Below are 25646 nucleotides of genomic sequence, written 5' to 3' on the forward strand. Positions count from 1 at the left end.
CACTTATTTATGTTTGTTTTTTAGAACGTAATATAAATCTGTCATCCAAAAACGTGTCTGCCCATAATAACGTAAATACCGAACCATCATAACCGACGAAATCAATTTCGTATTTATTAAACAGTCTTTTCTTTTTTCATAAACTCTTTTTTGAATTCTTAAGAAACTATGCAGTTTTAAATCATGCAATTCAAAGTAATTATCAGCTTGATTTATAATGCGAATCTCATTTTCAATTCCACGAATTCGATAGTTAACGTCTTGTCCCCCTCGACTAGAAGCATTACTATCATGTCTTCTGAACTCAATAGTTTCTCTATTGTAGATATAGGCTTTTCCTTGTAAAACCGCAAGGCCCCAAAGTAAACAATCATGTGGATATTCTCTAAACCACAAACTTTGATAATTCTTCATTAGGGTTCTTCTAAAACACATTGTGCATCCCGGTCTTGCTGGCTTAATCCATTCTCCCAATCGTCGAATTCTAATTAAATCACCCTTATACTTCTGATAATGGACTCTTTGTGGGTGCTCGCCCATATAAAAAGGATGAACATTCGATGCAAGAAGTTCAATTTGGCTGTTTTCCTCCATTATTTTACTCATTTTTTCGATTTTATCAGAATGCCAAATGTCATCCTGGTCGCAAAGAAATATTAATTCGCCTTTTGCAGCATCAATAGCATTGCTAAAATTCAAAGAATACCCTTTATTTTCTTTATTTCTATACACCTTCCAAGTGTGTAAATTATACCTATCTATATACTCCTGCACATACTCATATGTTCCATCAGTGGATCTATCATCGTAGATTAAAACCTCATCTGGTAGTAATGTTTGAGTCCTTATCGAATCAAGCTGTTCAGAAATATACTTTAATCCATTATATGTTGTCATCACTAATGAAATCATATCGTCCTCACTCTACTCCAGACTCAATAAAGCTTCGATAAAAAGCATCTCTCTTCTTATTTAAGTCTTTTTTATTATATTCTTTTGATTTTTCAAAATTCCGTTTTGCTTCTTCAATTTGCATTTCTGGTTTCACCATTTTTTCGAGTATATCAGCAAGTTTAACATAATCCGCTTTTTCAAACAGGCAATCACTTGAAACCAGTTCGTAATTTCCGCCAACATTCGTGCATATCACCGGACATGCTCTACTCATTGCCTCAACGATAGATCGGCACAAACCTTCCATAAAACTAGGCTGCACATAAATATCGATTGAATCAAGCCATGAAAAAACTTCACTGTGCGGCTTTGCTCCCAAGATAGAAACACAATCTTCCAGATGCAATTCAGCGATTAACTTTCTCAGTTTATCTCCTGATCCATTTCCAATCATTTCATACTTGAAATTATTTAACCCTCTATTTTTTAACTCTCCCATGGCACGAATAACATACTCCTGCCCCTTCCAACCAACATCCAAAAAAGCAGCTGTTCCTAGCACAATCCTGCCTGTATGCTTTTGTATTTTCAGAATACGATTTTCAAGCAATTTATCGTCTGAAGGCATAAGCTCAACATCAGAGCATCCCAACATTTCTCCTTTGCATGGATATCTTTTTTGTAAGGCTTCATTTGTCACATACACACCATACTTTACATTTTTCATTAATCTCTTATATTGTTTTTCTTTGAATCCTGCAACAAATTTTCCGTGCAAGCTATGATACCACAACGATTCCCATGCAAAACCAGTAACCTCAACCAAATACGGCTTATGATACTTTTGTGCGTATTTTAACGCCGTATTAGTATAGATATTTCCCAAGGATCGAATAATCACTTTGTCTGCTTTTTTCACTTCAGATTCAATGGTTCTTTTTACCAACATTCTCTTTTGACACGACAATGCATTTGAAAGAGGTCTATACATATCAGGGAGTGCCACACAGTGATCAATTGAGTTACCAATTTCATTAAATTTTATCCGCGCTTCTTCCTTTGTGTAAATTCGATCCTCTCTACGCAATACTACAGTTAACTCGTCACAGTATCCTTTATATCGGCTCCAAATCTGCGAATTAAAATTCGGGTCTGTATAAAGTGTTCCTTCTGAGTCATATTTCCACCTAGAGCCACCCTGTATAAACAATAAATTCATTACTATTCCTCACATCAAACATTTTTTACTCGCTTATTTCAGTCAGCATTTTCATAGTTCTTTCCAAGCCTTGTTTAATATCATATCTAGCTGTCCAACCAAGTTTTTTCAGTTTAGAACCATCAAGTCTAGCCTTTGTTGCCTTACTGTATCCAGCTTTTTCGGTTTCGTCAGGCAATTCAAATACAACCTCTTTATCCGCAAAATCAGCAATAATCTTTGCAAGATCTTTCAACATAATATCAGACGCTTCATCCGCAATGTTGTAGGCCTCACCACTTTCACCTTTCAGAATAACTGTTAAAAATCCTGCCACTGCATCTGCCACATAGGTGTAGGAATAGTACTGTGTTCCAGTACTCTTCAAAACAATATTTTCGCCGTCCACTGCCTTTTTAATAAACTGTGAAATTGCTTTTGTATCAGTTTTTAACATAGTTGGACCATAAGAGCGGGTAAACCTAGGAATAACGACATCCAACTTTTCCTGCTTTTTATATGCTTGACATAGAGCTTCACCACAACGTTTACTTTCTGGATAACCAGCTCTCAGTGTATTCGAATCAATGTAGCCACAGTACCTCTCGTCGAAGAATTCTACATCTCCTCTGTTTTCTCCATAAATTTCATTTGAGGATGCGAATGCAAAACGTTCTGCATGATGTTTTACCGCAAATTTCAGAAGATTATTTGTTCCGATAATATTTGCAGTCACAGTTCCAATCGGATCTGTTGCATATGCCACCGGATGCGTATTACTTGCGAGATGAACCACAAAATCTACCTGATCAGCCTTCTCCAATTCCAATGGCTCATTAATATCATGTGACACAAATTCAAAAAAAGATGATGCCCAATACCTCTCAAATCTATTCATTGCCTTTTCAAGATTCCGTCCCAATGCATATACCTTGCAATTCAATCCATGCAGGTTTTTTTCCATTAAAACATCAATCAAAAAACTGCCAATCAAACCACTAGCTCCGGTAATTAGGATACTTTTATTGCTCAGCTTTTCCCACGGCAGATCCAAACTAGCTACATATTTAGTGTCTTCTCTGTAAATTGAATTATCTATCATAGTCCTCTCCTTATTTCAGCCAGCTATCTTTATCTGCCTTTAAGTAAGCCTTGAACATTTCAAGATCATCTTTAGTCGTCAATTTAATGTTCTTATCGGAGCCGGCTGCAAAGTAAAGGCGTTCTCCCAGTTCAACCATCATTGTATTGGTATAAGATGACCCATAAATACCAATTTCTTTTTCAAATGCTTCATGATACTTACGATCTAATAAATCAAATTTATAAGCCTGCGGTGTAGAAACACGACGCAGAGTTTCACGCGGAATATACTGCGTAGTCGTAGCTTCATTCTCCTTATCCACAACAAAAATCTGCTCATTGTACGGCATGGATGTTACAGCATTTCCATATTGCTTGCATTTACTGATAACATCTGTAAGTACAGATGGCTCAACAAGCGGACGAATGCCATCGTGGATAATTACCATATCATCCGCGTTTACCTTCCCCTCCAAGTTATAAACACCGTTTCTAATAGACTCTTGACCCGTGCTTCCGCCTGAAACAACCCATTTCAATTTATCAATATTAAACTGTTTTGCATAAGCCCACAGAATATCATGCCAGCCGTCAATACAAACTACTTCAATTGCATCGATTTGAGGATGCTTCTGAAAACTTTCTAACGTGTAAATAAGAACCGGCTTATCATATACATTAATGAACTGTTTTGGAATATCTTGACCCATACGATGACCTGAACCACCCGCGATAATAATTGCAATGTTTGCCATACTGCTTAATCTCCTTTTTACTTCGCATTAAAAATACTTTTTAAAGAAACTACCATAACCATAAAATTCAAAATAAAATAGCCCATGGTAAACAAATCCATAATATTGAAAATCACCGCCACCAGCATCAAAACCTGAACAAATCCCGCTATTGAAGTCAAATTTAAAGCAACCAATTTAATGAACCCATATTCTGACTTGTCTTTAACTGATTTCATTGAACCTTGATCACCCAGTGTGGTTATTGCTTTATGCATGATAAAACGCGGGAATATCACAAATATTCCGGATAATGCACCTAGAATAATATAAGAATCCAGAGGAAGCCGAATCATATTTTGAAACATTCCAGGATTATGTGCTGCTGCCACACCCCATCCAAAAAAAGATAAAACCATAGCAATGTAACCGCTCATTGCATCGTATACACTGCCCATTTTTGAAAACTGTTTTTTATATCTTGCAATATTCCCATCGACACCGTCTAACAAATTCCAAAGAAAAAACATCAACCATCCTACAATAAGAACGGTATTTGTATTTCCAATACACATAAGCAAAAATCCAACAATTATCGGAATAATAGAAATCAAAGAAACCGTATTTGGAGAAATATTTGTATGCAAAAACGGAATAGTCAAGATATAAGATAATGGCCTTCCAATGTAAAAAGCAAAATAATCATTTTTTGCAGACTTTCTCTTTTCTGGACTCATCGTTTTATTTTCAATATCTTTAGGTGTAATCATTTTTGTTTCCTCCCTCGTCAATCTTTACATTTGCTCAAACAGTATCCCGTGCTCTTCCGATACCCTTCGAGCATTAAATCTGTTATGCACATCTTCCATTCCCTGTAATACCAATTTATCTTTCAAACCCTTATCCCAACAAATCCGTAGTACAGCTTCACTTGCTCCGATATCATCATCCATTTCAACAAGCAAGCCATTTTCTCCATCCCTGATTATATTAGGAATGGCATCCACCCTGCTTGCCACAATTGGTTTGCCCGCCATCATATACTCAGGCAGTGCCAGTCCGAATCCTTCCCATCGACTCAACAAGCATGCAGCATCAAAAAGTTCCACATAGCTCATTGGGTTATCAACCCAACCTGTAATATGTAGACTATCTGAGAAACCGTTGTCCTCCGCATACTTTCTAATCTCAGCTTCTTGGTTTCCATTGCCAACGATAATGAAGTGTGCATTGGGAACTTTATCCTTCACCCGCTTTGCCATCTTAACAAAGACATCTGGCGCTTTCTGTGGGCTCATTCGTCCAACCATACCAACAACAAATGCGTCATCTGAAATGTTCAGGTCTCTCCTTTTAACTGCACCATGCACTCCATTTTCATAGGTCTCGATATCCACACCGTTAAAAATGACTTGCAGCTTGTCTTCTCTGCAAATTTTCTTATCCAGTGCTGACTGTTTCTCTGCATCCGAAATACAAATAATTTTGTCACAGAACGGAGCAGCCATCTTTTCAATTGCTGTATACATCGCCTTTTTCTTTGCGGAGCAACGCATGTTAAACGCCCACCCGTGTGGGTTATATACACAGCGATTTTTCAAACCGATATCAGCAACACGAGCAATGGCTCCAGCCTTACTGGAATGCGCATAGACAATATCAGGGTTATATCTCTTTATCAGTGTTCTAACCTCTTTTATTGCCTTTAAGTCATTGCCTCCAATAGCTCTCGTCATCTCAATCTGTTCAAAAGAAGCAACCAATCCTTTATAATCTTCCTCATGGAAATCCTGTGAGCAAACTAATACATTTTCAAACTTATCTTTATCCAAATACTTGAGAAGCATTCGGATGTAGCGATCCACGCCGCCAGCAGCTTGCGCCACATGCAGTATTTTGATTTTTCTCTTCCTCATCCCTCAAATACTCCTCATCTTTTTCCGCAATCTCTATGTACACATCCATATGGATGGTATTTCTTTTTCCTCTTGCCGCTCACACGCCTAAGTGTTTTTCCTTACTGTCGTACCCTTTCGGCACAGCAATCATATTTCTACTTTTCTCCGGTTTATTGAGTACACCTGTCTTGCTTTTGCAATCATCGAAGTGTTGTTTTATACTGTCGAACCTCGTCCATGCTCATACCCCATTTTTGCGAAGTGCTGTTTTGTACACTCAAAGGGCGTAGGCGCGTATATGTTGTTGAAACTGTATATATTATCCACTTTCAACCATATCTCCACCGTCACTATGAACAAATCATGCAGATTTTCCACCCTCGACACCCCGTCCTTATATACCTATCATCTCCACGACAGGTCTACTCAACAGAAAAGTTGCGAAGTAGAAACCGCCATTTTTCCCGATATTTTCATGACTCAACAAACCGCAGCAAAGTAATCCTCATATTTACCGGCGATAGTGTACTCAATAGAACATTAGCAGATTAGGTGATAAACTCATGGATTTTTGATGAATTTATCATCTGCGCCACCATTTTTATCATTCAACCCACATCCGCGTTATCCCTCCCAAATGTGTTCCTCATCCACCGGCAAACTGTGTAGATATCACCCATTTTCACCTCATATATCAGGGCGTTTTGCAACGAATCTTCGGTATGTTGAGTGTGAAAATTGGGTTCTTTTTGACTATACTACGTTGCTTCGATTTGTTGAGTAGACATTTCTTACTTCTCAACTTACTTCACAGCACAACAACAAGCCTGTATACAGATTGCAACAACAATCTATACGCAGGCTTGTCCTCGTACCTCCTTATTCTGTTTTCTGCTCTATCAGCTTTCGCTGTGATGGGTTAAGTATAGAGCGCAACCAGAAGCCATTAACCCCTGAAAGCACGCTGGCCGTAACGCACCGTGACAAGCAGAAACAAGTTGAGGTGAAAAGATCAAGCCGCACAAATCCGCATGAAATCAGGCTTTTCTCTGCTCTCAATCGAAGCCATCCACTTATGGATAACTTGTCCCCCTTACACCGCCCCATCTCTCCTCAAAACCACCATCACCGTCTTCATCAGAATCTTTATATCCATTCCGATATTCCAATTAGTGATATACTCCCGGTCGAGGCGGACAACTTCTTCGAAGTCCGTGATTTCACTTCGACCGCTGACCTGCCACATACCGGTAATACCCGGCTTGATCGCCAGTCTGGCTTTATGGTGCAATTCATAGAGATTGGTCTCTGAAATCAGCGGCGGGCGGGTGCCTACAAGCGACATATCGCCTTTCAGCACATTGAAAAACTGAGGAAATTCATCCAGACTTGTCCGGCGGATAAATTCACCGATTCCGGTCTTATGGCTTCCATCCGGCATGATTTGATTTCCGATCACGCGCGGGTCAAAATCAAGCTTGAACATCTTTCCATCGCCCAGCTTATTTTCTTTCATCAGCTCATCACGGCGTGTTTCGGCGTCCATGTACATACTTCTGAATTTGTACATTTTGAACCGTTTTCCGTTTTTTCCGACTCTTTCCTGGGTAAAAAAGATCGGTCCCGGTGATGACAGATAAATCGCAGGTGCAAGAAATAAAAAGAGTACCGCCGTCAATGCACAGCCGATCAGGCCGCCTATGACATCCATCATCCGTTTGAGAAAAAGCTGGAAAGACGACGCATAATTGATGCTCGTTGTCAGCACGGTATACGGTCCTATTTTCTCCACAAACTGTCTCTTTCCCGGCACACTTGTCACTTTTGCAAGGTTCAGATGCACCGTTACGCCGGTTTCTGTCAGCTGGTTCAGCAGCTTATCCGGATATGGCACCATCTCTGAGGTTATAACAACAACCTCATCAATCCATCCCTGGCAGACATAATGGGGAAGTTCTTCCTCCTCCACTATCACAGGGATTTCTTCGATTTTCTCTCCTACATGCGATTCGTGACATCCGATCAGGCAGACCCCCGCAATCATGTATTGTGCATAATTGTTTTCCTTGATCGTTTTGACCGTCCGTCCGGCTATGTCCTCATTTGTCACAATCAGCAGAACACGCTTGTTTCCATCGACTGTTTTTTTTCGCTGCAGATGCCATTTCCAGCATTCACGCACAATATATGCGATTCCGATATAGAAGACAGACGTCAGCATCAAAGCCAGTCTGGAATACTTCTGCCCTTCCTGCAGAAGGAACAGATATAAAAGAGCACTGCCTTCTATAAAAACGGCCTGCTTGACAGCTACTATAAATTCCACAAAATGGTCTCTTCTTATGACTCCCCGCATTGTCTCCCGGCAAACCAGCAAAATCAGATCCATCATTCCTAAAAAAATCGCCATATTCCGATACAAAATCGGTGTGTATATATCCCATCCATACCCACTGCATGCATAGGCAAGTATTAATGCCGCCTGCAGAGAAATCACATCCAGGATGATGAAATCGATATGCTTCATCCATCCGCCTGAATCTCTTCTGTACATATCTACCGCTCCCCCCGTCAATGCCTATTGCAATCGACTTTGTAAATCAGCCTCTCAAGGTACCAGCAGGTACCTCTCTTACCAGGTACCTGCCGGCTTCCGCGGCCTTATCAATTAGTTCTTATGAACCAATGTAAAGACTGCATTGCCCGGAATTGTTACATTAACAGAGTTTGTTGCATGATCAATCCCGTTGACCGGAGCTAATTTCCACTTATGATCGGTTTCACTGTAGTAGTAGATTTCTACATTCTGAACATCGCCCAGAGCTGCTACTGCAATATTTACCGTGACCGGATCACTCACTACAACGCCATTTGCATCGGTTGTCATGAGCTGCTGTGCCGGCATAAGCGGAGAATATCCAACCAGTGCCGGATCACCCGTTACACGATACAGCGGAATACCTGCATTGATCTCAAACACTTTTTCTGCAACAGCCCAGCTATTGCCGTCTTTGATCTGCTGATCGGATGCGAACCCAACCGAACTGCCATTTGCAGTATTTCCCTGCGAAACAGTAATACCGTTGGAACCATTCTGACCACTATTCTTGATACCCGTAGATGTCTTGTTGGTAATGGTTCCCGCATTTACATTGAGACCTGCGCTCTTGGAAGAGGCAGAACCTGAACTGCTTCCTCCGTGACTGACTGTCGCGTTTGTGTTCGGGCTCGCTGCCATTGCCAGTGTGCCCGGCACTGCCATGATTGCTGCTGCCATCATGAGTGCTGCGTACTTCTTTTTCATTTGAACCTTCCTTTCCGGCTTTCAAAGCCTTTGCTTTTTAAGCTTTTTCTTTATAAAAAAGATTGATGACAATCTCTTTTAGCTCATCCATATCTGGGTAAAACTCTTCGAATTTTCCCTGATATATTTTTCCCGACAGTTCAATAAAATCACCGTCTTCCATGGCATCCGGACTGTTCAAAAGCGCCAGTCCCATGTCCATGTACTGGTCCTTTGCCATGTTGGTGATCGCCAATTTCTGTATTCCATCCACCAGCCGGGTTATGGTGGTTTTGTCTGCCGCCTGACTTTCCTTTGCCTTCTGAATAAACGCTTTCAGATATCCTTTCTGCCGGTGAAGACGAATACTTGCGGAACCCTCTTCGTCCACATCCCGGAAGCGGACATATTTTTCTGTCAGATCTCCGGTCAGGTTGACTGTTTCTCCCATCTTGAAATCTTCTGGATACTGGTTTGCGACCATCTCATCATCCACAGTAACCGGCACACCACCGACTGCATCATTGAAATAGGGAATCGAATCCATATTGACTGCAAAGTATCCGTCGATCTTAAGACCAAATAAAAGTTTAGAAAGGGCTTCTGCTGTCAGTTCACAGCTTTCTTCCCGCCCGTCTCCAAACGCATACGCCAGCGTCAGCTGCTGTGTCTCGGTCCCCAGAGGTTCCCCAAAATAGTCAAATACCTCTATCTCCGTCATTGTATTTCTTGGAATCAGTACAATCTGAGCCTGATCTCTGGACGCGTCCTCGGCGATCAGAAAGATGGCATCGGCATCGCCGCCTTTTCCCGAAACTACCTGTGATGCCATCTCGCCCTTCGTATCAATACCCATACAAAGAATGGCTCTCATCGCTGTATTCCGGCGATATTTCTTTCCATTCCAGGTCAAAATCCCCTTTTTCTGGTCTTCTGCATCCTTGTTTTCCTGCTGCCCGCGTGCTTCCATCTCCTGCACGGCTGCTTCTCTCTCTTCATATCTGTAATATGCATGGATACCGAATCCCACGCAGGCGATTCCTACCGCTGCTCCGGCAATCCATCGAATCATGTTCTGCTTTTTCATTTATCCGACTCGTTTTCGTAATATTTACTATATTTGGAATATTTTCCATAATATCTATGATAGTATCCGCTGCCTGCCATATCGACACGATTCAGTACGGCTCCTAAAATCCGGCAGCCCGTCCGCTCAAGCTGGTTTTTTGCTTTCTGCACCAGGCGATAACTGAGCGCCCCGCTTTCAACTACGAGGATAGCTCCGTCACAGCGCTGGGAAATAATAGCTGCGTCAATGACACTTCCAAGAGGCGGCGTATCAATGATGATCGTATCATATTCATTTCTTGCCCATTCAACCAGCCGCGCAAATGCGTCCTCTCCCAGCAATTCCGCCGGATTCGGCGCCATCGGGCCAGAGAAAATGATGTCAAGATTTGGCAGATTGGTATGATACAGAATATCCCCCAGCAGTTTCTGTCCTGTCAGGTACTGCGTCAGACCGTAAATCTGCTGCCCGAATCCGAAGCGGGATACCAGCACGGATTTACGGATATCGGCATCAATAAATAAAACTCGTCCCTCTGTCTGTGCCATTGAAATCGCCAGCTGGGAAGATGTCTCACTTTTTCCCTCATCCGGCATCGTGCTGGTCAGCATGATCACTTTCAATCCACTGCCCGAAAACTGAATGTTGGTACGGAGTGTTTTCATTGCTTCCTCATATTGATAGTCTTTTTTTTCATCCTGTGTAACCGGGATGAACAGATTCTGGTTTGCCATGCTCTCCTACCTTCTTTCGTTTTTCTCTTTTCCGGCAAATGGATTGATGATATCCCAGATGCCGGAGGTACGTTTTACTTTTTTCTCGCCTCTTCCGTGAATCTTGCTCTCCGGAATCACAGCCAGTACCGGCAGTTCCAGATATTTCTCCACATCTTCCTCTGACTGAATCGTATCATTCAAAATAACAGTCAGGCTGATGTATGCACACACCAAAAAGGCTGCTATCAAAGCGCCAATCGTAGCATTTTTGGTATTGCTCGGACTGGTCTTTTTAACAGCTACCTCACCGCTCTCGATGAGTTTCGGCGGTGTCATCTCCATGATTTCTCCTACATAGTCCGATGCCACTTCTGCCGTCGTATCAACGATCTTTTTTGCCATTTCCGCATCCGGATCCTGCGCTGAAATGCTCAGAATACGTGTATCTTTCGGATTCTCCACTTCAATCTTCTTAACCAGCTTTTTATAGTCCATGTCCAGATGAAGTTTATCGACTACCTCTTCCATGACCGAGCGGCCGGTAATGATCGTCTTGTAATCCTGCGTCAGCTGCGTGCCAATCTGCAGGTCGGCCAACGATGTCAGCGTTGTTTCTTTTGTCAGTACATAGATTTTTGCGGTTGAAGTGTACTGCGGTGTGAGCAAAAAGTAACTATATGCCCCTCCAATTGCTCCTCCAATCACAAGCGCTCCGATGATAATCCAGAGTTTCCGGAGCAATGCATACAAAATCTCTCCGACATCAATTACATCCTCGTCATCCCACGCCTGTTTTTGACTCTCTTTCGTTTCCATACCTTACAAATTTCCTTTTCTTTCTTTTTTTCTGACCGGCATTCCGCCAATCTGTTTCAGATGTATTTTAGAGTTTCTCTTATAATCGCTCATCCAGGATTATTTTTTCTGGATTCTCCACTGACAATTGTCTGGCCAATGTATCCCCGCCCTTTTTCCGAATCCAGGCAAGCGCCCTGTCACTGTCCGGTGCACGGTGATGAACCCCATGCATATCGGTTCCCAGAAAACTGATATATCCCGCCAACAGCACTTTACGGCACCAGCGCCGTTCCAGTCTCTCACGTAAATTCCAGACATTTCTAAGCTTTATCAGACTTCCGTAATTCATCTGAAGATAAGCGCCCTCCCTCTGAAGCTCTGTCAGACGTCCTGTCTTTCTTAGACACTGATAACGCTCAATATGCGCCAGCACTGGGAAATATCCCGCCAGCAGCAGCTCCCGGACTGCATTCTGTATCTGACTCCACTGCGACTGGGGAAGGAATTCTACCAGAACATAATGACTTCCCGCCAGTGTCAGCAGTTCTCCCCTCTGAAGCATATCAGCCATGCCTTCAAAATATTGTATTTCCTGCCCGCTATACAGTCGCAGCTCCGGCATCTCCTTCTGAACCGCTTTTGCCATCTGCTCCATAAGTCTCTGTATCTGTTCCGGTTTTGTCCGCCAGTGATAGACGGTATAATGAGGGGTTGCTATCACATTGCGCACACCTTGCCGATATGATTTCCGAAGCATCCGAACACTGGCGCTTATGCTTTTCGAGCCATCATCAAGTCCCGGAAGAACGTGTGTATGTATGTCCGAAATTCTTTGTTCTTTTTTTTTCGGCTCTTCCTGCGATTTTTGCAACATTCTATTCTCTCCCTTCGCTCTCAGCGCCGCTTTGTTCTCCATGATATTTTTTTAGGAATGTATCATAATACTGTTTTTCTGCATTCGCGCCCTTGTTTCTCCCGTCCATGCCAGAATTTCCGTCTTTGACCATATCCAGGTAAGGAGAATCTTCTTTCCATGGTCCCAGAACCAGAAGACGTCCATAACGTTCTCCCGTCAGATCCAGCCATCCATGCGTCTGCCTTTTTCTGCGGTAACAGCCGCAGCTTTTTGTATGTCCACTTTTTAAATGCGTTCCGTAAACCAGACAGATGCTTCCGCAATTGCATTGGCACCCCCAGTATCGGTGAACTCCTGTCTTCTTCTCGCCCTGTCTTATAACCAAAAGATGTCCATATTTCCTGCTTCATATATGTCCCTGTATATGACATAATATGTATCATGTCATATACAGTGTGCCGTGATATGAGGACTTTTACAGCCGATGAGAGAAAAGAAAAAAGGAAAACGTTGATTTTCTGATTACATTATTTTCAAAACAAAAAAAACGCAACATTCCAATTTGCGTTGCGGTTGTAGTTTGTAATATTTTATAGTACAATAATAAAAAATTTATAAAAAAAAGGAATGCAGCAATGACATAATACATATTATGTCATTGCCGTATTCCTTTTCATTTTACACTCTCTGATTTCCGAACATTTGCATCTACAGCATTCACTGCAATCGGATCACTTACGTGATTTCCATTTGCATCCGTTGTCTGGCGAATGATCTACCGCGTAAATTTCTCCGCGATCGCACCGCTATAGTACGCATTCAGCAGTTTTTCCAGATCTTTGATCTTCTCTTTCAGTTCCCGTCCGATATCGGTATCCCCGACGCACTTGCGCTCCGGCACCCATTTGACCATACGGCTCTCGGAGTGGATATCACTCTCCTTCTCGATCGCCGCCTCGGTGGACTCAAACGGATCGTGCGCTGCCAGAATCAGACCGTAGGAGTTGTAAATCAGCGTATACCCCGCGATACCGGTTTCTTTCTGATATGCCCTTGAGAAACCACCGTCGATGACGAGAAGCTTACCGCCGCATTTGAGCGGGCTCTCGCCGTCTTTGGATTTGACCGGGACGTGACCGTTGATGATGTGCGCGCCCTCCGGCTCCAGACCAAACTCACGGAGAATGCGGTCAAGCACTTCCTCATTTTCCAGCATATCGTAATACGGATTTTTTACTTCTTTATGGGTCTCTTTTTCTGCCAGAAAATAGCGCTCAAACGTTGCCATCTTGTCCTTGCCGAACAGCGGGGAATTTTCATTCAGCCAGATATACCACATCATGTCCCTGCCTTTTTCCCGCTCTGCCTTATCGACCGCGACAAACCCCTTGCGGACATAATTGTCCAGAATATCGTATAGCGCCTTTCCCTTATATTGCTTGCCGTAGATCTCTACCTCCTTGAAGGTACCGTCCTTATTTAACGGAACGCAGCCATGGTAAAGAAGATTATTGTTGTATACTTTATAGAGACTTCCCTTCGCCAGCAGAAACTTCATATGCTGCTGCAGCTTCTCGCAGTTCATGAACGCACGTTCCAGACGTTCCATGATATCCGCTTCTTCCGGTGTAAATGCATATGGATCCTTCGGATCCACCGTCGGGAAATTCATATCGAGCATCTTGTACTCTTTGCCATCCATTTCCAGAACGCCGCGTTCAAAATCAATATGATGCAGAAGATTTCGTTTCTCCAGACCAAATTCCGGATGGCGCTTGATGATCTGCCCTTCCGCCTTGAACTGGATGATCGAGATCGCCTTGTGCATCTTCTGGTTCATCTCGCGCTCAGATGCACTGTAAGAGTCACTGCCCTTTAACTGGAAGCAGGTGCACGGGTCATCCCCATATGTATTGATCGCAAAGGTTGCCAATGGAAGAAGGTTGATGCCGTAACCATCCTCCAAAATATCCAGGTTTCCATATCTCGCGCAGATACGGATTGCGTTTGCAATACAGCCCATCTGTCCCGCTGCCGCGCCCATCCAGAGCACATCGTGATTGCCCCACTGGACATCAATCGAGTGATAGGTCATCATCTTGTCCATGATGATATGCGGTCCCGGACCCCTGTCATAGATATCGCCTACGATATGAAGATGATCGACCGTCAGGCGCTGAATCAGCTCGCTTAGCGCTATAATAAAGGCTTTCGCTCGTCCCACACGGACAATCGTCTGGACGATGGCATCGTAGTAGGATTCCTTGTCCTGCAGATCGCCGCGCTCAGTCAGAAGCTCTTCCAGCACATAAGCAAATTCCTTCGGAAGCGCCTTGCGGATCTTCGAACGCGTGTACTTGCTCGCTGCCCGGCGGCAGACCGCAATCAGACGATAGAGTGTGATCTTGTACCAGTCATCCGGATTCTTCTCCGTCTGCAGAATCCGGCTCATCTTCTCCGCCGGATAGTAAATAAGGGTTGCCAGCGACTGCTTGTCCTGACGGCTCAGAGTATTTCCAAATACATCGTCAATCTTTCGCTTGACGGAACCGGAACCATTTTTCAATACATGAGAAAATGCCTCGTATTCTCCATGGATATCGGTCAGGAAATGTTCCGTTCCTTTCGGCAGATTTAAGATCGATTCCAGATTGATGATCTCCGTCGATGCCGCTGCAATCGTCGGGTAAAGCTCTGCCAGTCGATCCAGATAACGCGCCTGCAATGATTTCATGTTTTCTCTAACCCCTCCTGTTTGCGGACGCCCCTTTTGACCCTTTTTCACCCAATCCCGTGCAGCCTGCTTCCGATGCCTGTTATGCATATAAAACACACGCAAAAGATACACGCAGAAAGATGGAAAAGAATTTGTAATGCTTGTTGCAAACAATTACAAAAAATCGAAATGGCGTCTCATTTTTAATTCTGATACTTGTATCTTATCACACTTCTATTAAAAACGCCATTTCGATTCCTATAATAAGTATTATTAGTATTTGCGGGCAATCACGTATTTCTTCTTAAATTTAAAACTTATACCGCATCTGATACCAAGTCACGTTTCCATGTACCGATTCCGAGATCCCCTCATTCACAAATCCAAACTTGGCATAATAGGCTATCAATTTTTCCTTACACGTCAACACAAGTCCCTTCCTCCCCTTTTTTCTGGCATCCTCGATGGCGCACTGGATCAACTGTCCCGCATAGCCATGTTTCCGGTATGTCGGGATCGTATTGACACCAAAAATCATCTGCCATGCGCCGTTTTCATCGTGCATTTCTGCCCGTTCGTACATCTCATCCGTCAGATCCGGCTTGTCTGTGACGAAGCCGTCCACAAACGCAATCAGCTTTTCGCCTTCATACATGAGCCAGAAATGATTTCCATAATACTTAATTCTCTCCGCAAACTCCTCTTTCGTTGCAGCTTCCGCTGCCGGAAAGCATTCTGCTTCCACGGCTGCAATCTGAGCCAGATCTGCTATTGTCGCTGTTCTTATCTCCATAATATCTCGTATCATCCAATTATCCTCGTTCGAGGATAAAAAAAATTCTCCTTTCTCTCTTCAAAGGCATTCGCCCATATAATTCAAGTCGAACGTCCGTGAGACTTGGCGCGTGATTCTGGTCAGCGAAGCTGACATATTCTTTACAGAATCACTGCGCATCCTCGCGGAGCGTTTATCTCAGGCGGAGAATGGACTCCCACTGAGACAAATTTGCTATTACTCACCACCTGAAGAGGTGGGAGTCTTCTCGACTGAGATAAAAAACAGAATAATTTCGGTTCCTTCTTTGCAAATAAGCCAATGCATATAGTTTTCCCCATACACATCGGCTTATTTCACGCATCAGGCGGCTCTCTCGATCCTGCCTTTTACTTCATATTCAACTATTTCCGCAGCTGTGCCAGGCGCTCCTGTACCTGTGCCATCATCTGGCGGTATTTCTCCAGCTTCTCGCGCTCTTCGGCAATCTTTGCCTCCGGTGCGCGGCTGACGAACTTTTCATTGCTTAACATACCCTCGGAACGGGCAAGCTCTTTTTTCAGCTTCTCTTCTTCCTTGCTGAGGCGTTCGATCTCTTTGTCCAGATCAACTAACTCTGCAAACGGCATATAGATGGTTGCCTTTGCAGTCACAGCCGATACAGCATCGTCTGCGATTCCGCTCTTGTCCTTCTGAAGGACAACCTCGCTCGCATAGCCAAGAGTTGCGAAGAATACACGGCTGTGCTCGAAGATGGCCAGAACTTCCGGATCCTCGGATACAACGTATACTTTTGCCTTCTTGCTCGGCGGTACGTTCATGGATGTGCGGACACCGCGGATCGCGCGGACTGCATCCTTGATCGTCTCAACTGCCTTCTCTTCCTCTGCAAAGTTCCACTCATCCTTGTAGACCGGCCAGGAAGAAATCATGATGGACGGTTCCTCATCCTGCAGGTTGCAGAAGATTTCCTCGGTAATAAACGGCATATATGGATGCAGCAGTTTCAAGGACTGGATCAGAACCGTTTTCAGGGTCCAGAGTGCAGCTGCCTTGGTGGTATCCTCCTCGGACCAGAGTCTCGGTTTTACCATCTCAATGTACCAGTCACAGAATTCCTCCCAGATGAAATCATAAACCTTCTGGAGGGCGATTCCCAGCTCGTACTTATCCATGTTCTCGGTGACATCTTTTGCCAGCGTGTTGACCTTGGAGAGGATCCAGCGGTCAGCCATCTGCAGGTCAGAAAGTTTTACATCCGTTACCGGCGCTTTCTCAATGTTCATCATGATGAAACGGGATGCATTCCACACCTTGTTTGCAAAGTTGCGACTTGCTTCTACACGCTCCCAGTAGAAACGCATATCGTTGCCCGGTGCGTTACCGGTCATCAGGGTCATACGGAGTGCATCGGCGCCGTACTTGTCGATAACCTCCAGCGGATCGATACCATTTCCAAGGGATTTACTCATCTTACGTCCCTGAGAATCACGTACCAGACCGTGGATCAGGACGGTGTGGAACGGCTCTTTGCCAGTCTGCTCCAGACCGGAGAATACCATACGGATAACCCAGAAGAAAATGATATCGTATCCGGTTACCAGCACGTCGGTCGGATAGAAATATTCATATTCCGGTGTGTCCTTCGGCCAGCCGAGCGTGGAGAACGGCCACAGGGCGGAAGAGAACCAGGTATCCAGCGTGTCCTCATCCTGATGCAGATGGGTGCCGCCGCATTTCGGGCATACCGCCGGTGCGTTCTTGGCAACGGTCATCTCGCCGCAGTCATCACAATAATATGCCGGAATCCGGTGTCCCCACCAGAGCTGACGGGAAATACACCAGTCACGGATGCCCTCAAGCCAGTGCAGATAGGTCTTTCCAAAGCTCTCCGGAACGAATTTAAGTCTGCCGGATTTAAGTGCCTCTACCGCCGGTTTCGCCATCTCTTCCATCTTGACAAACCACTGCGGTTTTACCATCGGTTCTACGGTTGTGCCGCAGCGGTCGTGGGTACCTACGTTGTGGGAATGCGGAACAACTTTGACTAAAAGTCCCATTTCCTTCAGATCTTCTACCATGGCTTTTCTCGCCTCGTAGCGGTCCATGCCCTGATATTTGCCCGGTACGCTGATAGTTGCATCGTCATTCATGATGCAGATCTCTTCCAGGTTGTGGCGTTTTCCTACCTCAAAGTCGTTCGGGTCATGTGCCGGTGTGATCTTTACGCAGCCGGTACCGAACTCTTTATCTACATACTCATCCGCGATGACCGGAATTTCACGGTCGGTCAGCGGCAGTTTTAACATCTTGCCTACGATATCTTTGTAGCGCTCATCCTCCGGGTTGACAGCTACCGCAGTATCACCTAACAGTGTCTCCGGACGGGTGGTTGCGATCTCGACGAAACGTCCCTCTTCGCCGACGATCGGGTAATTGATGTGCCAGAAAAAGCCGTCCTGCTCCTCATGCTCTACCTCGGCATCCGAAATGGAAGTCTGGCAGACCGGGCACCAGTTGATGATACGGGATCCCTTGTAAATATAACCTTTTTCATACAGTCTGGTAAATACTTCCAGAACCGCCTCGGAACAGCCCTCGTCCATCGTGAAACGCTCGCGGTCCCAGTCAGCGGAGGAACCCAGCTTGTGAAGCTGTTTTACGATACGGCTGCCGTACTCTTCTTTCCACTCCCATGCTTTCTCCAGGAAGCCCTCACGACCCAGATCATGCTTGTCAATGCCCTGCTCTTTCAGCTTATTGATAACCTTAACCTCCGTTGCGATCGCCGCATGGTCGGTACCCGGCTGCCACAGTGCCTCATAGCCCTGCATTCTCTTGTAACGGATCAGGATATCCTGCATGGTGTTATCCAGCGCATGTCCCATATGAAGCTGTCCGGTAATATTTGGCGGCGGCATCACAATCGTGAACGGCTTCTTGCCGTTTCTGCGTCCACGCTCTGCATCGGCGTGGAAATATTTGCTGTCCAGCCATTTCTGATACAGGCGATCTTCAATATCCGCCGGATTATATGTCTTTTCCAGTTCTTTCATTGATCGATTCTCCTTTTGTGTTTTAACTCATCAAATGCTGTTTATCCTCGCATTCTATCATGAACCGCATCTTGTTTACCTTCATTTTGTGTAATTTCCGATGCAGTTTCTTACATCTGTTTCCGGACAATCTTGTACTCATCATCCGTCTGGTAGTACGGGCAGACAAAACGCTGGTTGCTTAAAAATTCCGCCATCTCGTCCTCATCCAGATCTGCCTCGCACAGATAATACCCATAATCATCGTCATAGACATAATTGCCGCACGTATCACAGCTTGTCAGCGGACCCTGTTTTTTCATCTGTTTTGTCCTTTCCGAAGCGCGTTTCCTATGAAAAAGAATGTGCCTTGGCACATTCTCGCGCCGAGCGCGGTCGCTTGCGACATGTTTCTGCTTCGCGCGAGCGCGCATCCTCGCGGAGCGTTTTTCATTTCATAGGACGTAATTTCCTATGAAATGAAAAAGCCCCTTGCAGACATATCATCTGCAAAGGGCGTCATATACGCGGTACCACCTTAATTCAATCAGGATTTCCATCTGCCGGTGTTTTCTTTGCACACATCCAGATTTTATCCCAATCCTCTTGATTCTATAACGGGAACTCCCGGGATCTCTTATCCACCACTCTCTTTCACACCATTCCTAAGTCATAGCAGAACGCAGTTTTTCAGAAATCCGGCTCCGAAGCTACCTTCCACATCCGTTTCCCGGAACCGTCTCTCAACCTGCGCGGTTCTCTCTGTCAGGGCTTCTATGTGTACTCCTCTTCTTCACTGCCTTTCATTTTTCAGTTCCTTGTTATCATAGAGGTTTTTCAGGAAAATGTCAAGGTTTTCGGCACAGGTTGGTAAATGATATATGCCCGTTACTGGGCACGTATGCGTGACCAGTAACATATGCCCTGGCTCCTCCCACTTTAAAGACGCCCCGCTGTAACAGCTGCACAGTCCCTACTTCGGCAGCGTATCCTTATACTGTGGATACGTCCCATCTGTCACCAGCTTTGCGTATGCATCATATGCCTCCTGCAGATTCTCATACTTTTTATCCTTCGAAAGATATTCCTTATACTGTGTTGGAGTCAGATGACCAGCGATTGCTACATAATTACCAGCTTTATTCACTCGCATAGCGGTAGTTGTTTCTGAAATATAAAACCTTCCATCTGCTGTACTGATAATAACCGGTATCTTCTTTCCTGCACCAACCGAATCTGAGGATATATCTACAGATGTCCAAAATAAATATCGCTTCGACTTATCCTTTGCATCTCCCAGATAGGCCCAGGTTCCCTTTTTTAACAGGCTGTCCTCCTCAATCTTCGCCTGTATCTTGGGAAGCATATTGGATTTTGTACAGTTGGAATCAATTTCAAAATTGTTGTTATTACCCAGCATTTCCAATATGCCGCTGTCATTCAAGGGCGCATGTACATCGCAATTGATATTAAACGCGTATTTCTGTTCCGAACCGCCTGTACCCTTTCCGCCTTTCCAGTTAAAAAGCACTCCCGAATCCGGCCGATAGGAAACTTCACACTCCCCACCCGGAACCGGATAACCAATCCAGTTGGCCGTATCACCCTGATCATTATAATGCATCACTCCACCTATCGTCACCGGGTCATGCGACTGCCATTTTTCTTTTTTCTGCTTCAGCTTTACAACCTTCACTTCATTCTCTGTATCCTCAATCATGACCGCTGCCATAACCTCTGCATATGCAGAACGGACATTGGCAAGATCCGTGGCCTCCCGGCTGGTCTCCAGCTGCCTGGTAAAAATGGGAATAGAAATTGCAGCTAAAATGGAAACTATCGCAACGACTACCAAAAGCTCCGCCAGCGTAAAGCCCTTTTTCCTGTTCTGCATATGAATTTCCATTCTTATCACCCGCCTGTCACCTTTATCTTTTTCTTATTCTATCACATGATTCAAAAAAATTCACGCAAAACATTTTTCATCTGACGCACATTCCCATAAATTGAAAGAAGAGACCTCCGCCTGCGGTTTTCACCGCAAAGCATCCGCCTCTTCCCAATTTCGTTGCTGTAATCAGGTCCCTGCCGTCAATTAAAACAGCGGAACAACCGCTCCATCGTACTTCGTCTCGATAAATTCTTTGATATCATCGCTTGTCAGGACTTCCATCAGAGCTTTTGTCTTGTCGCTCTCCTCGTCACCCTCACGGACTGCTACAACATTTCCGTATGTCTGGGCTGCCAGAGAGTCAGAAGCCTCTACTGCCAGAGCATCGGTTACCTTTAAACCAGCCTCGATTGCGTAGTTGCCGTTGATAACTGCAATATCAGCATCCTGTAAGGAACGCGGAAGCTGTGCTGCCTCAAGTTCTACGATATCCAGGTTCTTCGGGTTCTCTGTAATATCATTGATAGTTGCGGTCAGACCTGCATCCTCTTTCAGTGTCAGAAGACCCTGATCCTGAAGAAGCAGAAGTGCTCTTGCCTCGTTGGTTACATCGTTTGGCACCAGAACCTCTGCGCCGTCAGCCAGCTCATCTAAAGAATCGCTCTTGCCTGCGTAGATGCCGAATGGCTCATAATGGATTGCACCTGCACTTACCAGGTGAGTGCCATTCTCCTCATTGAAGGTATCCAGATATGGTTTGTGCTGGAAGTAGTTTGCATCCAGATCGCCGGACTCCAGTGCGTTGTTCGGCTGTACATAATCAGTATACTCTACGATCTCCAGATCGTAGCCCTTGTCTGCCAGAAGGTCTCTTGCAGCTTCCAGGATCTCAGCATGCGGTGCCGGGCTTGCGCCTACTACCAGCTTCTCCAGATCGCCGTCTGCCTCTTTAGCCTCTGCGGTAGTCTCCTCTGCTGCCTCTGCAGCGGTCTCAGCAGTTGTCTCATTCGAGCTGGAAGAGCAGCCTGCTAAGGATGCAGCTGCCAGCAGTGCCAGGAATGTGGTTCCTAAGAATGATTTTTTCATAGTGATTTCCTCCTCTTTGTGTGTTTAAACAGTTCCTTTAAATTTATATTTCAGAAATGTCCTGCATCTGCCACAGACGATAGGCTACATTTCATTTCTGTAAATATCTTATTAACGGATTCTCTTATCACTTCTTCTCGAACTCCGCGTAAAGATCTCCTGAATCAGCTGTGCGATAATAACCAGAATCACAACGGTAACCAGCATCATATCTGCCTGATAACGGTGGTATCCATATCGGATCGCCACATCGCCCAGACCACCGGCACCGACGCAGCCTGCCATCGCGGAATATCCGAGGATCGTCGTGATCGAAATCGCCGCGCCAACTAACAGGGACGGCTTGGACTCCGGAAGCAGCACCTTGAAAATAATCTGCCAGGTCGAAGCGCCCATTGATTTTGCTGCTTCTATCACGCCTGCATCAATTTCCTTTAACGATGCCTCTACCATACGGCTGATATACGGGAACGCCGCGATTACCAGCGGTACAACTGCCGCATTTGCTCCGATCGTCTTTCCCACGATCGCGCGGGTCAGCGGCATTACCATCGCTAACAGGATGATAAACGGCACCGAACGGAGCAGGTTGACAATCACACCCGCCACTTTGTTAAACAGCGGCACAGGACGGATGCCGTCTTTATCGGTTACAACCAGCGCCACGCCGAGCGGGATTCCGATCAAATAAGAAATCAGGGAAGAAAGACCCACCATATATAAGGTTCTCCAGGTCTCTTTTACCAGCATACTAACTGTCCTCGCATCAAATATCATCTTAGCGCACCTCCTCATAGGTCACACCGACCGTTTTTAAATAATTGCAGATACGCCCTGCATCCACCTCGTCCTCCGGGAGCTGCAGAAGCATCTGTCCCATCGCCTTGCCCCCGATATCGTGGGTATCCGCGAGAAGGATATTGACCGGAACCTTGCAGGCTAATACCATATTAGAAATAATTGGCTCCGAGGATTCCTGTCCATTGAAAATAACGCGGATCTGGCGCGCTCTGGCAAAGCTTGTCTTCTGCCCTACCGTCTCACCGAGAATCAGCTGCCGCCCAATCTCCGACTTCGGACCGGAGAAAATCTCTGATACCTTGCCAGACTCTGCAATGTGGCTGTGGTCGATGATCGCCACACGGTCGCAGATAGACTCAATCACCGCCATCTCATGGGTAATCACGATCACAGTAATGCCGAGTTCGCGATTAATCTTCTTGAGAAGCTCCAAAATCGATTTTGTCGTGTTCGGGTCGAGCGCACTCGTCGCCTCATCGCAAAGCAGCACCTTCGGGTTCGTGGACATCGCACGTGCAATCGCCACACGCTGCTTCTGTCCGCCGGAGAGCTGTGCCGGATATGCCTTCATCCGTTCTTCCAGACCGACTAATTTTAAAAGCTCAGCCGCCCGTTTCTTCGCCTCTGCTTTCGGGACACCGGCAATCTCCATCGGAAAGCACACATTCTGGAGTACATTTCTCTGTGCCAGAAGATTGAACTGCTGGAAAATCATCCCCATCGACTGTCTGGCTTTCCGAATCTCCGACTCCTTCATCATCGACAGGTTCTGTCCCTCAAAAATAACCCGTCCCGCCGTCGGTGTCTCCAGATAATTGATACACCGGACCAGCGTACTCTTTCCCGCACCCGACAGACCGATAATTCCAAAAATCTCACCTTGCAGGATTTCCAGGTTAATATCATCTAACGCGGTCACCGTTCCGTTCGTTGTCTGGAATTGCTTTCCCAGTCCTTCCAGGCAGATGATCGCTTTCTTTCTCTGCTCCATTGTCTTTTCCCCTCTCTTTTTCGAATATACAGCATTGATACCCTGTCGCATAAAAGATGCCACTACTGTTTTTCTGTCACAGGAAGCAGTTAGTGCCTTTTTGTGTCATAAGGAATTCCAAGGAATTTCCTATGACACAAAAAAGCCGCGAATCCAGTACGGATCGCGGCTTCCTATGCTATACTTACAGGTCTATCCGACCAGCCCGTTCCGTCTTTCATGCACACAAATATGACAGCACATCATACACATGCCGTTCATCATCATATTCATCTGCATGGCTTTACTCTGACGCATCGGACCTGTCCCCTTTCAGCTTATATTCCCTTATTCCTGATAGGAATTATTTGTTTATGAAGATACACCCATTTTCCGGGTTTGTCAAGTGTTTCCTGAATTTTTAAGAGCTATTTTTTAGAGCTATTTCACTCCTGCTCCGGTTTTTGCACAGCTTCTCTTCTTTTTGATGTCTGGAGTTCCCGTGCTTCTGCACGGCTGCGGCGCAAATTTTCTCCTGGCATCTCCTGTTTCCGGCTGCGCCCTTTCTCACGCTCGCGGATGCGATCCGGCGTGCGGCTCTCAATGATATAGCGCGGGCGGTGCTTCGACTCCAGATAAATCTTTCCGACATACTCTCCGACGATTCCGACCGAGAGAAGAAGCAGTCCGCCGATAAACCAGAGCGATACCATCATGCTCGCCCAGCCGGTGATCGTATTGCCCCGGAAGAAATCAACCACCGCCCAGATAAGGAATCCAATACTGACAAAAAATGCCGCAATTCCCATGAACGTAATCATCCGGATCGGCTTTGTGCTCAGCGAAGTGATGCCCTCGATCGCAAAAGCCAGCATCTTTTTCAGCGGATATTTGCTCTCCCCTGCTGCCCGCTCTTTACGGTCATAATATACCACATCGGACGGATAGCCGATCATCGGGACAATCCCGCGCAGAAACAGATTGACCTCCGAAAATTCCGCCAGCCCTTCCAGTGCCCTCCGGCTCATCAGGCGGTAATCCGCATGATTATACACGGTGTTCGCTCCCAGCGCATTCATAATCTTATAAAATCCCAGCGCAGTTGTACGCTTAAAAAATGTATCCGTCGCCCTGTGGCGGCGCACACCGTACACGATGTCACAGCCAGCCATATACCGCTCGATCATCGCGTCGCATGCGTCCACATCATCCTGCAGATCGGCATCCATCGAGATCGCCGCGTCACACCGCCGTCTCGCCGCCTCAAAAAGCCCGGCTAAAAGCGCGTTCTGATGACCGCGGTTGCGGCTCAGCTTCACACCTGCAAACCGCTCGTCCTTCTCATGGAGTTCCTCGATCAGCTTCCATGTTCTATCCTTCGAACCGTCGTCTACCATCAGCACCCGGCTTCCCGGATGAATCCGGCGGCTGCGGGTTAAATCATCTAATTTTTTACCTAAAAATTCTGCCGTCAATGGCAGAACTTCCTCTTCGTTGTAGCAAGGCACCACGATATAGATAACCGGTGCATTTCTCATACTGTCATCTCCTGCCCGGGTCACTGTCCCTTCTATGCAGACAAGTCCCCTCGTATTTTCAAAAGCAGGTTTCCAGATACAGGTATCTTGCCAGAATCCTCCTGCAGCTGAAATCTGCTTTTTCCGTATTTTCCTATTATATAGGAACTACATTAAAAAGAAAAGTAAATTTTTGACACATCCACCCGATTCCGGTATAATAGAATTGATATTTTTATCACTTTACTATTACTCGCCACCTAAAGAGGTGGGCGTCTTCTCGACTGAGAAAAAATCAAAAAAAGCCATCTATCAGGAGGTATTCA

General features: G+C 45.3%; 22 protein-coding genes and 1 other annotated feature. All 22 genes read right to left on the minus strand.

What is annotated here, in order from left to right:
* Positions 1 to 3 precede the first annotated feature (3 nt).
* The gene (locus DWX68_RS02460) at positions 4 to 912 is read right to left on the minus strand and encodes a glycosyltransferase (RefSeq protein ID WP_118628521.1); all 909 of its coding nucleotides are present in this window, start codon (positions 910 to 912) and stop codon (positions 4 to 6) included.
* Positions 913 to 919: 7 nt separating this feature from the next.
* Positions 920 to 2113, minus strand: coding sequence for a glycosyltransferase (locus DWX68_RS02465; RefSeq protein ID WP_118628522.1), 1194 nt, complete (start codon positions 2111 to 2113; stop codon positions 920 to 922).
* Positions 2114 to 2138: 25 nt separating this feature from the next.
* Positions 2139 to 3194 (minus strand): NAD-dependent epimerase/dehydratase family protein, encoded by a 1056-nt coding sequence (locus tag DWX68_RS02470; RefSeq protein WP_118628523.1) that lies wholly within the window; start codon positions 3192 to 3194, stop codon positions 2139 to 2141.
* Between the two features lie 10 nt (positions 3195 to 3204).
* Entirely contained in the window at positions 3205 to 3930 is a 726-nt protein-coding gene (locus DWX68_RS02475; RefSeq protein ID WP_118628524.1) for an IspD/TarI family cytidylyltransferase, read from the minus strand.
* 17 nt (positions 3931 to 3947) lie between these two features.
* A complete protein-coding gene (locus DWX68_RS02480; RefSeq protein WP_207663951.1) occupies positions 3948 to 4679 on the minus strand; it encodes a CDP-alcohol phosphatidyltransferase family protein in 732 nt (243 codons plus the stop codon).
* 24 nt (positions 4680 to 4703) lie between these two features.
* Entirely contained in the window at positions 4704 to 5825 is a 1122-nt protein-coding gene (locus tag DWX68_RS02485) for a glycosyltransferase family 4 protein (protein WP_118628525.1), read from the minus strand.
* Between the two features lie 1075 nt (positions 5826 to 6900).
* Positions 6901 to 8361, minus strand: coding sequence for a sugar transferase (locus tag DWX68_RS02490; protein ID WP_118628526.1), 1461 nt, complete (start codon positions 8359 to 8361; stop codon positions 6901 to 6903).
* Between the two features lie 114 nt (positions 8362 to 8475).
* Complete coding sequence (locus DWX68_RS02495) at positions 8476 to 9111, minus strand: hypothetical protein (RefSeq protein WP_118628527.1); 636 nt, start codon at positions 9109 to 9111, stop codon at positions 8476 to 8478.
* A 37-nt stretch (positions 9112 to 9148) separates the two neighbouring features.
* Entirely contained in the window at positions 9149 to 10162 is a 1014-nt protein-coding gene (locus DWX68_RS02500; protein ID WP_182432117.1) for an LCP family protein, read from the minus strand.
* 11 nt (positions 10163 to 10173) lie between these two features.
* Positions 10174 to 10893, minus strand: coding sequence for a CpsD/CapB family tyrosine-protein kinase (locus tag DWX68_RS02505; RefSeq protein WP_118472777.1), 720 nt, complete (start codon positions 10891 to 10893; stop codon positions 10174 to 10176).
* Between the two features lie 6 nt (positions 10894 to 10899).
* Entirely contained in the window at positions 10900 to 11691 is a 792-nt protein-coding gene (locus tag DWX68_RS02510) for a Wzz/FepE/Etk N-terminal domain-containing protein (protein WP_118628529.1), read from the minus strand.
* Positions 11692 to 11770: 79 nt separating this feature from the next.
* The gene (locus DWX68_RS02515) at positions 11771 to 12589 is read right to left on the minus strand and encodes a CpsB/CapC family capsule biosynthesis tyrosine phosphatase (RefSeq protein WP_347475152.1); all 819 of its coding nucleotides are present in this window, start codon (positions 12587 to 12589) and stop codon (positions 11771 to 11773) included.
* Positions 12549 to 12914: a hypothetical protein gene (locus DWX68_RS02520; protein WP_118628531.1), complete on the minus strand. Its 366-nt coding sequence runs from the start codon at positions 12912 to 12914 to the stop codon at positions 12549 to 12551. Before DWX68_RS02520 ends, DWX68_RS02515 begins: the two co-directional genes overlap by 41 nt.
* 390 nt (positions 12915 to 13304) lie before the next feature.
* The gene (locus tag DWX68_RS02525) at positions 13305 to 15263 is read right to left on the minus strand and encodes a fructose-1,6-bisphosphatase (RefSeq protein ID WP_106999984.1); all 1959 of its coding nucleotides are present in this window, start codon (positions 15261 to 15263) and stop codon (positions 13305 to 13307) included.
* A gap of 292 nt (positions 15264 to 15555) precedes the next feature.
* Positions 15556 to 16038 (minus strand): GNAT family N-acetyltransferase, encoded by a 483-nt coding sequence (locus tag DWX68_RS02530; RefSeq protein ID WP_118628599.1) that lies wholly within the window; start codon positions 16036 to 16038, stop codon positions 15556 to 15558.
* A gap of 386 nt (positions 16039 to 16424) precedes the next feature.
* Positions 16425 to 19076: a valine--tRNA ligase gene (locus DWX68_RS02535; protein WP_118628532.1), complete on the minus strand. Its 2652-nt coding sequence runs from the start codon at positions 19074 to 19076 to the stop codon at positions 16425 to 16427.
* Positions 19077 to 19186: 110 nt separating this feature from the next.
* Positions 19187 to 19378, minus strand: coding sequence for a DUF6472 family protein (locus tag DWX68_RS02540; RefSeq protein ID WP_118628600.1), 192 nt, complete (start codon positions 19376 to 19378; stop codon positions 19187 to 19189).
* Positions 19379 to 19564: 186 nt separating this feature from the next.
* Positions 19565 to 19861: a binding site (T-box leader), on the minus strand.
* A gap of 167 nt (positions 19862 to 20028) precedes the next feature.
* Positions 20029 to 20961, minus strand: coding sequence for a type II secretion system protein (locus tag DWX68_RS02545; RefSeq protein WP_207663952.1), 933 nt, complete (start codon positions 20959 to 20961; stop codon positions 20029 to 20031).
* Positions 20962 to 21150: 189 nt separating this feature from the next.
* Positions 21151 to 22032: a MetQ/NlpA family ABC transporter substrate-binding protein gene (locus DWX68_RS02550; protein WP_117795596.1), complete on the minus strand. Its 882-nt coding sequence runs from the start codon at positions 22030 to 22032 to the stop codon at positions 21151 to 21153.
* Positions 22033 to 22143: 111 nt separating this feature from the next.
* Complete coding sequence (locus DWX68_RS02560; protein ID WP_118472773.1) at positions 22144 to 22809, minus strand: methionine ABC transporter permease; 666 nt, start codon at positions 22807 to 22809, stop codon at positions 22144 to 22146.
* Position 22810: 1 nt separating this feature from the next.
* Positions 22811 to 23824 (minus strand): ATP-binding cassette domain-containing protein, encoded by a 1014-nt coding sequence (locus DWX68_RS02565; RefSeq protein ID WP_118628533.1) that lies wholly within the window; start codon positions 23822 to 23824, stop codon positions 22811 to 22813.
* A 425-nt stretch (positions 23825 to 24249) separates the two neighbouring features.
* Positions 24250 to 25341, minus strand: a complete 1092-nt coding sequence (locus DWX68_RS02570; RefSeq protein ID WP_106999988.1) for a glycosyltransferase family 2 protein — start codon at positions 25339 to 25341, stop codon at positions 24250 to 24252.
* Between the last annotated feature and the right edge of the window lie 305 nt (positions 25342 to 25646).

This window comes from Clostridium sp. AF20-7, assembly GCF_003479275.1.
Classification (GTDB): domain Bacteria; phylum Bacillota; class Clostridia; order Lachnospirales; family Lachnospiraceae; genus Otoolea; species Otoolea fessa.

Coding starts and splice junctions, on each gene's coding strand:
- DWX68_RS02515 (WP_347475152.1), bottom strand. CDS start 12,589: ATGGAGAACAAAGCGGCGCTGAGAGCGAAGGGAGAGAATAGAATGTTG.
- DWX68_RS02540 (WP_118628600.1), bottom strand. CDS start 19,378: ATGAAAAAACAGGGTCCGCTGACAAGCTGTGATACGTGCGGCAATTAT.
- DWX68_RS02545 (WP_207663952.1), bottom strand. CDS start 20,961: ATGGAAATTCATATGCAGAACAGGAAAAAGGGCTTTACGCTGGCGGAG.
- DWX68_RS02565 (WP_118628533.1), bottom strand. CDS start 23,824: ATGGAGCAGAGAAAGAAAGCGATCATCTGCCTGGAAGGACTGGGAAAG.
- DWX68_RS02490 (WP_118628526.1), bottom strand. CDS start 8,361: ATGTACAGAAGAGATTCAGGCGGATGGATGAAGCATATCGATTTCATC.
- DWX68_RS02560 (WP_118472773.1), bottom strand. CDS start 22,809: ATGATATTTGATGCGAGGACAGTTAGTATGCTGGTAAAAGAGACCTGG.
- DWX68_RS02535 (WP_118628532.1), bottom strand. CDS start 19,076: ATGAAAGAACTGGAAAAGACATATAATCCGGCGGATATTGAAGATCGC.
- DWX68_RS02480 (WP_207663951.1), bottom strand. CDS start 4,679: ATGATTACACCTAAAGATATTGAAAATAAAACGATGAGTCCAGAAAAG.
- DWX68_RS02525 (WP_106999984.1), bottom strand. CDS start 15,263: ATGAAATCATTGCAGGCGCGTTATCTGGATCGACTGGCAGAGCTTTAC.
- DWX68_RS02460 (WP_118628521.1), bottom strand. CDS start 912: ATGATTTCATTAGTGATGACAACATATAATGGATTAAAGTATATTTCT.
- DWX68_RS02510 (WP_118628529.1), bottom strand. CDS start 11,691: ATGGAAACGAAAGAGAGTCAAAAACAGGCGTGGGATGACGAGGATGTA.
- DWX68_RS02570 (WP_106999988.1), bottom strand. CDS start 25,341: ATGAGAAATGCACCGGTTATCTATATCGTGGTGCCTTGCTACAACGAA.
- DWX68_RS02475 (WP_118628524.1), bottom strand. CDS start 3,930: ATGGCAAACATTGCAATTATTATCGCGGGTGGTTCAGGTCATCGTATG.
- DWX68_RS02465 (WP_118628522.1), bottom strand. CDS start 2,113: ATGAATTTATTGTTTATACAGGGTGGCTCTAGGTGGAAATATGACTCA.
- DWX68_RS02530 (WP_118628599.1), bottom strand. CDS start 16,038: ATGGAGATAAGAACAGCGACAATAGCAGATCTGGCTCAGATTGCAGCC.
- DWX68_RS02485 (WP_118628525.1), bottom strand. CDS start 5,825: ATGAGGAAGAGAAAAATCAAAATACTGCATGTGGCGCAAGCTGCTGGC.
- DWX68_RS02470 (WP_118628523.1), bottom strand. CDS start 3,194: ATGATAGATAATTCAATTTACAGAGAAGACACTAAATATGTAGCTAGT.
- DWX68_RS02500 (WP_182432117.1), bottom strand. CDS start 10,162: ATGATTCGATGGATTGCCGGAGCAGCGGTAGGAATCGCCTGCGTGGGA.
- DWX68_RS02495 (WP_118628527.1), bottom strand. CDS start 9,111: ATGAAAAAGAAGTACGCAGCACTCATGATGGCAGCAGCAATCATGGCA.
- DWX68_RS02505 (WP_118472777.1), bottom strand. CDS start 10,893: ATGGCAAACCAGAATCTGTTCATCCCGGTTACACAGGATGAAAAAAAA.
- DWX68_RS02550 (WP_117795596.1), bottom strand. CDS start 22,032: ATGAAAAAATCATTCTTAGGAACCACATTCCTGGCACTGCTGGCAGCT.